At 72.1% G+C, this 13,410-nt stretch carries 10 protein-coding genes; 2 read left to right on the top strand and 8 right to left on the bottom strand.

Annotated features, from left to right (window positions below; translation table 11 throughout):
• Positions 1-22: 22 nt before the first annotated feature.
• The 7 genes from ACFO60_RS04710 to dnaK all read right to left on the bottom strand — a co-directional run bounded on the left by ACFO60_RS04710 (position 23) and on the right by dnaK (position 8,116).
• On the bottom strand, positions 23-682 hold the full coding sequence (locus ACFO60_RS04710; RefSeq protein WP_380837360.1) for an ATP-dependent Clp protease proteolytic subunit: 660 nt from the start codon (positions 680-682) through the stop codon (positions 23-25).
• Between the two features lie 41 nt (positions 683-723).
• Positions 724-1,290 (bottom strand): ATP-dependent Clp protease proteolytic subunit, encoded by a 567-nt coding sequence (locus ACFO60_RS04705; RefSeq protein WP_380838083.1) that lies wholly within the window; start codon positions 1,288-1,290, stop codon positions 724-726.
• 285 nt (positions 1,291-1,575) lie between these two features.
• Complete coding sequence (gene clpB / locus ACFO60_RS04700) at positions 1,576-4,239, bottom strand: ATP-dependent chaperone ClpB (protein ID WP_380837357.1); 2,664 nt, start codon at positions 4,237-4,239, stop codon at positions 1,576-1,578.
• Positions 4,221-4,568 carry a chaperone modulator CbpM gene (locus ACFO60_RS04695; protein ID WP_380837354.1) on the bottom strand — a complete coding sequence of 116 codons (348 nt, stop codon included), beginning with the start codon at positions 4,566-4,568 and terminating at the stop codon, positions 4,221-4,223. Before ACFO60_RS04695 ends, clpB begins: the two co-directional genes overlap by 19 nt.
• Positions 4,565-5,596, bottom strand: a complete 1,032-nt coding sequence (locus ACFO60_RS04690; protein ID WP_380837352.1) for a DnaJ C-terminal domain-containing protein — start codon at positions 5,594-5,596, stop codon at positions 4,565-4,567. Before ACFO60_RS04690 ends, ACFO60_RS04695 begins: the two co-directional genes overlap by 4 nt.
• Positions 5,596-6,165 (bottom strand): nucleotide exchange factor GrpE, encoded by a 570-nt coding sequence (locus tag ACFO60_RS04685; RefSeq protein WP_380837349.1) that lies wholly within the window; start codon positions 6,163-6,165, stop codon positions 5,596-5,598. Before ACFO60_RS04685 ends, ACFO60_RS04690 begins: the two co-directional genes overlap by 1 nt.
• 10 nt (positions 6,166-6,175) lie before the next feature.
• Positions 6,176-8,116, bottom strand: coding sequence for a molecular chaperone DnaK (dnaK, locus tag ACFO60_RS04680; protein ID WP_380837347.1), 1,941 nt, complete (start codon positions 8,114-8,116; stop codon positions 6,176-6,178).
• Between the two features lie 274 nt (positions 8,117-8,390).
• Here dnaK and ACFO60_RS04675 point away from each other — a divergent pair, with 274 nt between their 5' ends.
• Complete coding sequence (locus ACFO60_RS04675) at positions 8,391-11,291, top strand: helix-turn-helix transcriptional regulator (RefSeq protein ID WP_380837345.1); 2,901 nt, start codon at positions 8,391-8,393, stop codon at positions 11,289-11,291.
• Between the two features lie 338 nt (positions 11,292-11,629).
• Here ACFO60_RS04675 and ACFO60_RS04670 read toward each other — a convergent pair whose 3' ends face one another.
• A complete protein-coding gene (locus ACFO60_RS04670) occupies positions 11,630-12,157 on the bottom strand; it encodes an ATP-binding protein (RefSeq protein WP_380837344.1) in 528 nt (175 codons plus the stop codon).
• A gap of 263 nt (positions 12,158-12,420) precedes the next feature.
• Here ACFO60_RS04670 and ACFO60_RS04665 point away from each other — a divergent pair, with 263 nt between their 5' ends.
• Positions 12,421-13,329, top strand: a complete 909-nt coding sequence (locus ACFO60_RS04665) for a helix-turn-helix domain-containing protein (protein WP_380837342.1) — start codon at positions 12,421-12,423, stop codon at positions 13,327-13,329.
• Positions 13,330-13,410: the final 81 nt, after the last annotated feature.

The following is a 13,410-nucleotide window of genomic DNA, read 5'->3' as shown; positions in this document are numbered from 1 at the left end:
GCCGTTTCCGTTCACCGGGTGGTCAGCGCGCCAGGGCGGGGGTGCGCTTGCGGTTGGCGAAGACGTCGTCGATCAGGCCGTACGCCCTGGCCTCCTCCGCTGTGAGGATCTTGTCGCGCTCGATGTCGGCGCGCACGCTCTCGGGCGTCCGGCCCGAGTGCTTGGCGACGAGCTCTTCGAGCAGGGCGCGCGTGCGGATGATCTCGCGAGCCTGGATCTCCATGTCGCTGGAAGGGCCGAAGCTGCCCTCCATGGACGGCTGGTGGAGCAGCACGCGCGACCGCGGCAGCGCCCCCCGCTTGCCCGGGGTGCCGGCCGCCAGCAGGATGGCCGCGGCGGAGGCCGCCTGGCCGATGCAGACGGTCTGGATCTCGGGGCGGACGAACTGCATCGTGTCGTAGATCGCCGTCATGGCCGTGAACGACCCGCCCGGCGAGTTGATGTAGATGCTGATGTCGCGGTCGGGATCGAGCGACTCGAGCGTCAGGAGCTGGGCCATCACGTCGTTGGCCGAGGTGTCGTCGATCTGCACGCCGAGGAAGATGATGCGGTCTTCGAACAGCTTGTTGTACGGGTTCATCTCCTTGACGCCGTACGACGTGCGCTCGGTGAAGGACGGCATGATGTAGCGGTCGGTGATGGGGGCCACGCGGCCGGGAAACGCGGGTCGGCGTTCGGGCATTGTGCTTCCCTTCCTCATCTGTCGTCGGGACGGTCGCGCGGTCAGGAGACCGGGCCGGCGGAGGTCACCAGCGCGGCGCTGCTCACCACCTGGTCGACGAAGCCGTACTCGCGGCCCTCGTCGGCGGTGAACCACCGGTCGTGGTCGGAGTCGCGCTCGATCTGCTCCACGGACTGGCCGGTGTGGAAGGCGATGCGCTCGGCCAGGAGCTTCTTGGTGTAGAGCATCTGCTCGGCCTGGATCGCGATGTCGGCGGCCGTGCCGCCGATGCCGCCGGAAGGCTGGTGCATCATGATGCGTGTGTGCGGCAGCGCGTACCGCTTGCCCGGCGTTCCGGCGCAGAGGAGGAACTGCCCCATCGAGGCGGCGAGGCCCATCGCCACGGTCGAGATGTCATTCGGGACATATTGCATGATGTCATAAATTGCCATGCCCGCTGAAACCGAGCCGCCGGGCGAGTTGATGTAAATGAAAATATCGCGCTTGGCGTCCTCGGCGGACAGCAGAAGAAGCTCGCCGCAGATCGTGTTCGCAATCTCGTCATCGACCTCCTTTCCGAGGAAGATGATGCGCTCGCGCAGCAGCCGCTGGCTGAGGGGGTCGAACATCGCCAGCGGAGGGGCTTCGGTGGGGCGCGAGCCGACGACGCGGCCCGTCCCCAAAGACGCGAAGGGGTCGATGGAAGAAATGCTGGAGGTCACCGTTGCCACCTGCTCCCGAATCGGTCGCACGATCGCCGCGCCTTTTCGCGCGGCGAAATACATCTTCAACGGTGCCAGGCGTCCCGACCGGTTGACAGCTTTTTTCACTGTCGGCGTCACCCGCCGCGCATTTTCCGCTGTCAGCGGATCACGCGGGCCCACATTTCGCTGGGAACGAAATTCCCCGACGGTTCACTTCCCGTCCGCGCCGGCGCTTGGCTCCGCGACGCCCTCGCCGCCGCCGTCGGGGTTGTCGTAGGAGACGGTGAGGTCGCCGCCGGTCACGTCGACGCGGATGACGGCCCCGTCCCGGACGTCCCCGGCGATCAGCGCCCGGGCCACGCGCGTCTCGACCTCGCGGGCGATGAACCGGCGCAGCGGCCGGGCGCCGTAGACCGGGTCGAAGCCCTGCTCGGCGATGAAGCGCCGCGCCGCCTCGGTGACCTCAAGGGTCATCATCCGGTCGGCCAGCCGCACCCTGATGTCGTCGAACATCAGCGAGACGATCTGCTCGATCTCCGCCTCGGTCAGCGGCTTGAACAGCACGGTGTCGTCCACCCGGTTGAGGAACTCCGGGCGGAAGTGGGCGCGCAGCTCGGCCATGACCAGGTCGCGCGCCGGCGGCTCGATCTCCCCCTCGGCGGTCACGCCGTCCATCAGGAACTGCGACCCGATGTTGGACGTCATGATGATCACGGTGTTGCGGAAGTCGACCGTGCGGCCCTGGGCGTCGGTCAGCCGTCCGTCGTCGAGCACCTGGAGCAGGATGTTGAACACGTCCGCGTGCGCCTTCTCCATCTCGTCGAACAGCACGACCGAGTACGGCTTGCGCCGCACCGCCTCTGTGAGCTGGCCGCCCTCCTCGTAACCGACATACCCGGGAGGGGCGCCGACCAGCCGGCTGACGGTGTGCCGCTCCTGGTACTCGCTCATGTCGACGCGGACCATGTTCTCCTCGGTGTCGAACAGCGCCTGCGCCAGCGCCTTGGCCAGCTCGGTCTTCCCGACGCCGGTCGGGCCGAGGAAGATGAACGAGCCGATCGGCCGGCGCGGGTCCTTGATGCCCGATCGAGCGCGGATGATCGCGTCCGCCACCGCCCGCACCGCCTGGTCCTGGCCGATGACCCGCTCGTGCAGGATCTCGTCCAGGCGCAGCAGCTTCTCCCGCTCGCCCTCCTTCAGCCGCCGCACCGGGATGCCGGTCCACCGGGCCACGATGCCGGCGATCTCGTCCTCGGTCACCACCTCGCGCAGCAGCCGGCGGGCGCCCTGCTTGGCCTCCAGCTGCTCCTCGGCCGCGCGGAGCTTCCTGTTCAGCTCAGGCAGCCTGCCGTGCGTCAGCTCGGCGGCCCGGTTGAGGTCGTACCCGCGCTCGGCCTCCTCGGCCTCGCGCCGCACCGCCTCGATCTCCTGGCGGAGCTGCTGCACCTTCTTCAGCGCGTGCCGCTCGGCCTCCCACTGCGCGCGCATCGCGTCGGCCTCGGCGCGAAGATCGGCCAGCTCTCTCCGCAGGCTGTCCAGACGCTGGACGCTCGCCGGGTCGTCCTCCTTTGCCAGCGCGGCTTCCTCGATCTCCAGCCGCATCACCCGGCGCGTCAGCTCGTCCAGCTCGGCGGGCATCGAGTCGATCTCGGTGCGCAGCATCGCGCACGCCTCGTCCACCAGGTCGATCGCCTTGTCCGGCAGGAACCGGTCGGAGATGTAGCGGTTGCTGAGGACGACCGCCGCCACGAGCGCGCCGTCCTGGATCTTGACGCCATGGAACACCTCCAGGCGCTCCCGCAGGCCGCGCAGGATCGACACGGCGTCCTCGACGGACGGCTCCTCCACGAAGACCGGCTGGAACCTGCGCTCCAGGGCGGCGTCCTTCTCGATGTGCTTGCGGTACTCGATGATCGTGGTCGCGCCGATCAGGTGCAGCTCGCCGCGGGCCAGCATCGGCTTGAGCATGTTGCCGGCGTCCATGGCCCCCTCGGAGGCCCCGGCCCCCACGACGTTGTGCAGCTCGTCGACGAACAGCAAAATGCGGCCCTCGGACGCCTTGACCTCGGTCAGCACGGCCTTCAGCCGCTCCTCGAACTCGCCGCGGTACTTGGCGCCCGCGATGAGCGAGCCCATGTCCAAGCTGAAGATCGTCTTGTCCTTGAGCCCCTCGGGGACGTCGCCCCGGGTGATGCGCTGGGCGAGCCCCTCGACGATCGCCGTCTTGCCGACGCCCGGGTCGCCGATGAGCACCGGGTTGTTCTTGGTCTTGCGCGAAAGGATCTGCACGACCCGGCGGATCTCGGCGTCCCGCCCGACGACCGGGTCCAGCTTCCCGGCCCGGGCCGCGGCGACCAGGTCCATGCCGTACTTCTCCAGCGCCTCGTAGGCCACCTCCGGATGCGCCGAGCTCACCCGCTGGTTGCCGCGGATCTGCGTCAGCACCTCCAGCAGGCGGTCGCGGGTCATGCCGTGCCCCTGCAGAAGACGTCCGGCCTCGGTCTCCATCCCCTCGCCCGTCAGGGCGAGCAGCAGGTGCTCGACCGAGACGTACTCGTCCTTGAGCCGCCGTGCCTCCTGCTCCGCCTCGTCGAACAGGCGCGACAAGCGCCGCGTGACGTACACCTCGCCGGGCGCGGCGCCGGGCCCGCTGACCCGGGGACGCCGCTGCAGCTCCGCCTCCAGCTCCAGCGTCAGCTTGTCGGGGTCGCCGCCCGCCGCCGACAGCAGCCGCGGGACGAGCCCGTCGTGCTGCCCGAGCAGGGCGAGCAGCAGGTGCTCGCCGTCGACCTCGGTGTGCCCGTGACGCATCGCCTTGGTCTGCGCGTCGTGCAGGGCTTCCTGTGATCTTTGGGTCAGTCGGTTCGGGTCCACGATGACTCTCCCGTCGGTGTCACGCGCCGGCGCAGAGCCGATTCCAGCTCCGCGATGCGGTCGAGCAGGTCCAGCACCACGCCGAGCGAGGCGTAGTTGAGGCAAAGGCCCGCGTGCAGGCGTTCGATGCGCCCGAGCACGGCGAGCTGCGACGGCGGGAACCTCAGCTCCTCGCCGTACCGGTCGATGGGCTCCAGCAGGCCGAGGGCGACCAGCCTGCGCACGAGTTCCGGATGCAGGCCGCCCGCCCGCGCGAACGACTCCAGGCCGATGCCGGGGACGGGGATCAGCGCCGTCGTGGCGTCCCTCGAACTCCTTCGCGAGGTCACGGCGTCCCCTTCCTCGGGTCGAAGTGGGAGACCGTCGCCAGGTTCTCGAAGGCGGCGCGCTCCTCGTCGGTGAGCGTCGGCGGCACCATGACGCGCGCCTCGCCGTACAGGTCGCCCGGCGCGCCCTTGGGGTTCGGCAGGCCGCGCCCGCGCAGCCGCAGCCGGCGGCCCGAGGAGGTGCCCGGCGGCACCTTGACCTTGGCCTCCCCACCCGGGGTGTCGATCGGCACGGTCGCCCCGAGCGCCGCCTCCCACGGGGTCAGGGGCAACGTCACGTGGATGTCGCGGCCCTCGAGCCGGTAGCGCGGGTCGGAGATGCGGACGATCAGGTACAGGTCCCCCGCCCGGCCTCCGTCGTCCCCGTGCCCGCCCTGGCCCGCGAGCCTGATGCGCTGGCCCTCCGTCACCCCCGGGGGGATGGTCACCTGCAGGGTGCGCGGCCCGCCCGGCCCTTGGATGGTGATCGCGCGGCGCCCGCCGTGGTAGGCCTCGCCCACGGTGAGCGTGATCTCGGCCTCCTGGTCGGCCCCCGGGACCGGACCCCAGCCACGCCGGTCTCCGCGGGCTCCGCGCCCTCCGCGAGCTCCACCGGCTCCGCGAGCTCCGCGAGCTCCGCGGCCTCGTCCGAACATGCCGCCCAGCAGCTCTTCCAGGTCGATGTCCATGTCCGCCTGGTCGGAGGTGAACCGGAAGCCCCCTCCGGCCCCCGCGCCGGCCTGCGTCCCCCACGGTGCGCCCGCTCCGCGGCCCGCGCCGGCTCCCGCGCGGGCCCTGCGCCAGGCGTCCGGGTCGACGTCCTCGGGCACCGACCGCCAGTCCGCGCCGAACGCGTCGTAGCGCCGCCGCTTGCCGGGGTCGGACAGGACGTCGTAGGCCTCCGACACGTCCTTGAACTTCTCCTCGGCGCCGGGGTCCTTGTTCACGTCGGGGTGGTAGGCGCGGGCGAGCTTGCGGTAGGCGCGCTGGATCTCGTCCTGGGTGGCCGTCCTCGGCACCCCGAGCACCTCGTAGAAGTCCCGGGCCGCCATCACTCGCCCGGCCGGTCCGGCGGCGCCTGCTCATCCGGCCGGTCGGGCGCCACGGCGACGATGACCGCGGCCGGGCGGAGCTGGCGCTCCCCGTCGCCGTACCCGGGCCGCACGACGCCCGCGACGGTCCCAGCCGGGACTCCGGGGTCGGCCACCGTGCCCACGGCCTCGTGGTGGACGGGGTCGAACGGCACGCCCAGCTCCTCGTGGCGCTCGAACCCCAGGCGGGCGAGGGTGGCGACGGCCTGGTCGCGCACCGCGCGCACCCCCTCGACGACGGCGCCCGCCTCGGCGTCGCCGTGCCGCAGGGCGAGGTCCAGGTTGTCCACGACCGGCAGCACTTCCCGCACGGTCCGCGCGCGCTCCTCGGAGCGGATGCGCTCGGCGTCCCTGGCCACGCGCTTGCGCAGGTTGTCCAGCTCGGCGGCGGACCTCAGCCAGCGGTCCTCCAGGTCAGCGATCTTGGCGTCGACGTCCTCGGCGGGCGGTCCCGCGAGCGGGTCGACGAGTGTCTCCGCGGGCGGCGGGCGCCCCGTGCCCGGCGGCGGCTCGCCGCGTTCCTCGGCCATGTCCGTTCCTTCAGTCCGACGTCGTGAACTCGGCGTCGATGACGTCGTCACCGCCCTTGGCACCGCCCTGCGCGGCCCCCTGAGAGGCCCCCTGCGAAGCGTCCCCGGACGCGGACGCCCCGGCGCCCTGCTCCGCGCCCGCGGGCCGCTCCTGCTGGGCGGACACGGCGGCGAGGCCGTGGTAGACCTGCTGGAGTTCCGAGGCGAGGTCGCGCAGCCGCTCGACCGGCGCCTCCTCCTTGATCGCCTGACGCGCGTCGGCGACGAGCTGCTCGGCGCGCGCCTTCTCGTGTACGGGGACCGCCTCGCCCAGCTCGCCGACCCTGCGTTCGACCTGGTAGGCGACCGAGTCCAGCTCGTTCCTCGCGTCGATCGCCTCGCGGACCCGCGCGTCCTCGCCGCGGTGCCGTTCGGCGTCCTGCACCATCCGGTCGATCTCGCCCTTGTCCAGGTTGGAGCTCTCGCTGATCGTGATGCGCTGCTGGGCCTCGGTGTCCTTGTCCTTGGCGGTGACGTTCAGGATGCCGTTGGCGTCCACGTCGAAGGTCACCTCGATCTGCGGCGCTCCACGGGGCGCCGGGCGGATGTTCTCCAGCCGGAACCGGCCGAGGGCGCGGTTGTCGGCCGCGCGCTCGCGCTCCCCTTGCAGGACCACCACGTCCACGGCGTTCTGGTCGTCCTCGGCGGTGCTGAAGGTCTCCGTGCGGCGGGCGGGGATGGTCGTGTTGCGCTCCAGGACCTTGGTCATCACTCCGCCCAGCGTCTCGATGCCGAGCGACAGCGGGGTGACGTCCAGCAGCAGCACGTCCTTGACCTCGCCCTTGAGCACGCCGGCCTGCACCGCCGCGCCGTCGGCCACCACCTCGTCGGGGTTGACCGTCATGTTGGGCTCCTTGCCGCCGGTGAGACGGCGGACGAGGCTCTGCACGGCCGGGATGCGCGTCGAACCGCCGACCAGGATGACCTCGTCCAGGTCGTCGGCGGAGAGCTTGGCGTCCTCCATGGCCCGCTCGACCGGGCCCATGGTCCGCTCGACGAGGTCCCGGGTGATCTCCTCGAACGTGGAGCGCATCAGGGTGGCGTTCAGGTGCTTCGGGCCGTTGGCGTCCGCGGTGATGAACGGCAGGCTGACGGTGGTCTGGGTCACCGACGACAGCTCCACCTTGGCCTTCTCGGCGGCCTCGAACAGCCGCTGGAGGGCCTGCGGGTCGCGCCGCAGGTCGATGCCGGTCTGGTTCTGGAACTCGTCGGCCAGGTGGTCGACCACCCGGCGGTCGAAGTCGTCGCCGCCCAGGTGGGTGTCGCCGGAGGTGGAGCGCACCTCGATGACGCCCTCGCCGATGTCCAGGATGCTGACGTCGAAGGTGCCGCCGCCGAGGTCGAACACCATGACCGTCTCGCTGCCCTTCTTGTCGAGCCCGTAGGCGAGGGCGGCCGCGGTCGGCTCGTTGATGATCCGCATGACCTCCAGGCCGGCGATCTTCCCGGCGTCCCGGGTGGCGTGCCGCTGGGCGTCGTTGAAGTACGCCGGCACCGTGATCACGGCTTCGGTGATCTTCTCGCCGAGGAATTTGGCGGCGTCCGCCACCAGCTTGCGCAGCACCAGAGCGGATATCTCCTCCGGCGCGTAGAGCTTGTCCTTCACCTTGAACCGCACCGCGTCGTCGGGCCCCGGCACCACATCGAACGACACGGCGTTGAGCTCGCTCTGCACCTCGTCGAACCGGCGCCCGATGAAGCGCTTGACGGAGTAGATCGTGCCCTTGGGGTTGAGGATGGCCTGCCTTCGCGCGAGCTGCCCGACGAGCCTCTCGCCGGTGTCGGTGAAGGCGACCACGGACGGCGTCGTCCGCTGCCCCTCGGCGTTGGGGATGACCACCGGCTGCCCATCCTCCGTCGTTGCGATCACGGAGTTCGTCGTACCGAGATCGATGCCGACTGCCTTGGCCATCGCTACCTCCCTCAGGGCAGGTGCCCGACTGGCGGCGTGCACGCTAACGGCGCTGGCACGCAGCGTGCACGCCCACACCTTCGACACTGGTCAGCGCGGAGCGTCCGCACATCCTCAATACGGGTAGTCGTTGGCCGCCCAAGCCCGCTGTGTAGTGTTGAAAGAGCAGGTGAAGCCAGGTGCCGCCCGCCACGGGGGCATGCGGCGCGGTGACGGCGGCTCCTGCTTCGGCAGATCCCGCCTCGAGGACGCAGGCCCTTGCCGAGGGGGACGAATGCGTGGACGCGAGCCCGAGTGGCACATCGTCGGCCGCCTGTTGAGCGCGGCCGAGCAGGGGGGCGGCGGAACGCTGCTCATCGAGGGCGAGCCCGGCACGGGCAAGACCCTGCTGCTCGCCGAGGCCGCCGCGCAGGCGTCCCGGCGGGGGTTCGCGCTCGCCACCGGCAGCGGCGAACGGCCCTGGCCCGAACCGCCCGGGACGTGCGCCGTCGACCGTCTGCGCGTACGGCTGAGCCGGGACGCGGCCGGAAGGCCCGTGCTGGTGGGCCTGGACGACCTCCAGCGGGCCGACACCGCGACCCTCGCCGCGCTGCGCGCCCTGCATCGCGATCTCGGGTCCCGCCAAGTCGTGTGGCTGCTGTCCCGGTCGGTGACGACCGCCAGGAGCCCGTGCCCGGCAACGCGGGCCGAGGAGGGCGCGGAGAATCTGTTCCGGTTCCTGGAGAACCATGGAGCGACCCGCCTGGGGCTGCGCCCGCTGCCGGACGACGTGGTCGCGGCGGTGGCCGCCGACGTGCTGGGCGCGATGCCCGATCCCGATCTGCTGACCTTCGCCGCCTGCGCGGACGGCAACCCGTTCCTGCTGGTGGAGCTGCTGACAGGACTGCGAGAGGAGAACGCCGTCGAGATCCGCGACGGCCAGGCCCTGCTGCGGCCCGCCGCCGAGATCCGCGACGGGCGGGCGCTGCCGCGGCCCGCCGCCGAGATCGGCGGCCGGGCCCTGCTGGGGCCACCGGACCACGACGGCGCGGGCGGGAGCCCCCGAGGCCGGTGCCCGGCGGAGGACCCGCCCGCGCCGCCCGAACGGGTGCGCGCCTTCGTGCGGTCGAGTCTCGGCGCGCTGAGCCGGGAGGCGCGGCAGTTCGTCGAGGTGGCGGCGGTGCTCGGCCGGCGCTTCTCTCCCGAGGACACGGGCGAGCTGCTCGGGACGACCGCGGCGGCGCTGCTCCCCGCGGTGGAGGAGGCCCTGGACGCCGGGCTCGTCCTCGTCGCCGGCGACACGCTGGAGTTCAGGCACGAGCTGGTCTGGCTGGCCGTCGTCGCCGACCTGCCCACGCCGATGCGGCACGCGCTGCACCACCAGATCGGCCGCGCCATGCTCGACCGGGGCGGTTCGGCGGTGCGGGCCGCCGGGCATCTGCTCGAAGGCACCAGGCCGGGCGACGCGCGCACTCTCGCCGGCCTGGACCACGCGGTCGCCGAAGTCCTCGCCACCTCGCCGGACGCCGCGGCCGACCTCGCCGTCCAGGCGGTCGATCTGAGCGACCTCGCCGACCCGTGCCGGCTCGCCCGCGTGGTCACGGCCGTCGAGGCGACCGCGGAGGCCGGGCGGCTCGCCGAGGCCGAACGGCTGGCACGCTCGGCGGCGGCCTCGCCTGTGCCGGCCTCGATCGCCGCCGTCGTGCGCTGCGCGCTCTGCGGCATCCTGTTCCTGGCCGGGCGCCCCGCCGAGGCGGTCGCGGTGGCCGAGGCGGCGCTCGGCGAGCCGACGCTGCCCGCCCGCCGGCGCGACCGCGCCACGCTCGGCCTGCTGTACGGCCTGGCCAGCCTGCCCGACCAGCGGCGAGCCGAGCGGGAGGCGTCAAGAATCCTCGCCGACGCCGATCAGCACGCGGACGCCGATCGGCGAGGGGAGGCCGTCGTGGTGGGGGCGACGGCCGTGCTGGCGACGGTCCGGTGGGACTCCGGGCACCTCGCCGAGGGCCTGCGGCTGGCCCAGGAGGCCGTCCATCGGACGCGGGCCGGCTCCGCACCCCGTGGACGGCCTCGCCGGCCGGCGTCCGGCGTCTACCCGCGGCTCGCGCTCGCCTCGATGCTGACCGGCGTCCGCCGGCTCGACGAGGCCCGCGCGCGGCTCAAGGAGGCCGCGGAGGAGGCCGGCGCGCTCGGCCATGGCGCGTGGGCCGCGGGCCCCGCGGTGCTGTCCGCGCGGGTCGAACTGGTCGCCGGGCATCTGGAGGAGGCCGCGGCGCTGGCACGGCGGGCAGCGCGGCTCAGCGAGGCGACGGGCGCCCATCTGTTCGGCCCCGCCGCCGACGCCGTCCTCGCCACCGTCGCCCTGCGCCAAGGTGACCTGCGCGCGGCGGAGGGCCACGCCGAGGCCTGCCGCACTCGGTGGGCCTGCGACGGCGGGACGTTCGGCGGCTGGTGCGCGATCGCGACGGCCCAGGTCGCCGAGGCGCGGGACGGCCCCGCCGCCGCGGTGGAGCGGCTCGGCGCGCTGTACGGCGAGGTGGGGGAACGGCCCCGCGTCCTTGCGGCGGAACCGGCGGCGTCGCCGTGGCTGGTCCGGGTCGCCCTGGCGGCGGGAGACCGCTCCAGCGCCCGGCTCGCGGTCGCCGCGGCCGAGTCCCTGGCGGGCCGGGCACCCGGGCTCACCGTCGTGACCGTCGCCGCCGCGCACGCGCGCGGCCTGCTGGAGGGGGATCCCGAAGCGCTGGCGCCGGCCGCCGAGAAGGCCGCGGACCCCTGGGGCCGCGCGTCGGCCGCGGAGGATCTCGGCGTGGCGCTGGCCGCCGCCGGCGACCGCCAGGGGTGCGTGCGGAGCCTGGACCACGCGCTGGCCGGTTACGACGAGGCCGGATCGGCCCGGGACGCGGCCCGGCTGCGGCGCAGGTTGCGCAGGATGGGAGTGCGGCACCGCCACTGGGCCACGACCGAACGCCCCGTCACCGGCTGGGCCAGCCTGACCGACACAGAACGCGCGGTTTCCCTGCTGGTCGCCCAGGGGTGGACCAATCGGCGGGTCGCCGACCAGATGTTCATCAGCGTCCACACGGTCGCCTTCCATCTGCGCCAGATCTTCCGCAAGCTGGACATCGGGTCGCGCGTGGAACTGACGCGGCTCGTCCTGGAGCAGCACCACGAGGACCCCCTGCCAGGCCGGCAAGAGTAGGCCCTACAGCGGCGCGCGTCCGGGCGGGCGAGACCGAGGCGCCCGGACGCGGAGCGCGGTTCGGGGCGCGCCGGCTCTGGCAGGAACGCGGCTCCGGTGCAGCTGCAGGCGCAGCTGCACGTTCCGGTGCAGGTGCGTTCGAGCGTGACGGGGTGCGTTCAGGCGTGACGGGGTGCGTTCAGGCGTGGCGGGGGCGCGTTCAGGCATCGCGAGGGTGCGGCTCAGGCGCCGCGGGGATGTGATTCAGTCCGTGGCGGGGATGTGCGCAGGCCCTGGCGAGGGTGCGGTTCAGACGGGGATGTGGTTCACGCGGGGTGGGGTGCAGGCGGGGGCGCGGGTCACGCGGAGGCGCGGTTCGGACCGTAGGCGCGGCCGCGGCCGAAGGCGACGGGGGCGGTCACGGGAGCTTTGAAGGCCGCCCAGACCAGCTTGCCGTGGCCCTCGGTCACCCTCCAGCCCCACGAGCAGCTCAGGCTCTCGATCAGGTGCAACCCGCGGCCGCTCTCGGCGAAGTAGTCGGCGCGGGTGATGACGGGCGGCAGGTCGTGCGGGTCGGAGACGGCGCAGACCAGGTGGGAGGCCCGGTGGAGCAGGCGGAGCCGGGTGGGTTCACCGGCGTGCCGCATGGCGTTGGTCACCAGCTCGGACACCACCAGCCGGGTGTCGTACGCCAGCTCGCCAAGACCCCAGTTGTTCAGAGTCGCTACAGTGAAGTCTCGCGCCATCTTGATCGTCGCACCGGTGCATCCGAGGGCGCACAGCTCGGCCGCCACCGGCTCCCAGGAGTCGGCCTCCATCGCGGGCAGCATCCACCAAGGAGCCTCACCCCGTACAACGGACTGGCGGCGTGCCTGGTGTGCGGTCATCAAGGTCCTCACTACGTTGGGGCCGTCCACGCGGTCCGGACATGACGGGGCCAGTCAATCTTTCTTCAACGCCCGTTCCGATGCAAGTACGGATGCACGTGCAAATCACCTTTTTTCACACAGAACTCAGACATTTAGCCGGTAACGACCCTTTTCGCGCAAAGGGACGGCCGAAACCCTCGCTAGTTATACGCGGTGTACGCACACCCGCCGGGGATGAGACACTGTCGGCTGCTCATTCATCCGTGGCTCCAGGAGCTCGCATGATCACGGCCCTCGGACAAGACGACGAAGTACCTGACGGACATATCCTCGCCTACTCGCGGGGCGGGCCGACCGCCCTGCGCATCGTGCTCGGCGCCAACCTCCGTCGGCTGCGCATCTCGCGGGGCATCACGCGCGAGGCGGCGGGCGACGCGATCCGCGCCTCGCACGCCAAGATCAGCCGCCTTGAGCTCGGCCGGGTGGGCTTCAAGACGCGTGACATCACCGACCTCCTCACCCTCTACGGCGTCACCGACGCCGCAGAGCGCGCCGCGTTCCTCAAGCTGGCCCAGCAGGCCAACGCCCCCGGCTGGTGGCAGAAGTACGGCGACCTGCTGCCGACGTGGTTCGAGCTCTACGTCGGCCTCGAGGAGGCCGCCTCGGTGATCCGCACCTACGAGATCCAGTTCGTTCCCGGCCTCGCGCAGACCGAGGACTACGCCCGTTCGGTGATCATGCTCGGGCACTTCGAGGCCTCCCCCGAAGAGATCGACCGGCGGGTGGCGCTGCGCATGGCCAGGCAGCGGCAGGTGATCTCCCCGGACGGCCCGCGCCTGTGGGCCCTCGTGGACGAGGCCGCGCTGCGGCGCCCGCTCGGCGGCAGGAACATCATGCGCGCCCAGGTCGACCGCCTCCTCGAGCTCACCGAGTCGCCGACCATCACGGTGCAGGTCGTGCCCTTCGGCCAGGGCGGCCACGCGGCCGCGGGCGGCCCCTTCACGATCCTGCGCTTCAACGAGCGCGACCTGCCCGACGTGGTGTACATGGAGCAGCTCACCAGCGCCCTCTACCTGGACAAGCGCGAAGAGACCGACCCGTACATGAAGGTCATGGACCGCCTCTGTGTGGAGGCCGCGAGCGTGGCCGAGTCCAGGCGCTTCCTTGAGGCGCTGCGCCAGGAGATCTGAGCCGCTCCGCATATCGCTTGGCATATTCGTCCGATCGCCGGGCACGGGAAAGCGAGGAAGGAAGAAAACGCAGCTCAGAGG

The sequence above is a fragment of the Sphaerisporangium dianthi genome (assembly GCF_042654065.1).
In the GTDB taxonomy this organism is placed as follows: domain Bacteria; phylum Actinomycetota; class Actinomycetes; order Streptosporangiales; family Streptosporangiaceae; genus Sphaerisporangium; species Sphaerisporangium dianthi.
Note: the sequence above shows the minus strand (reverse complement) of the source record. Positions and strands in the feature narration are given on the sequence as shown.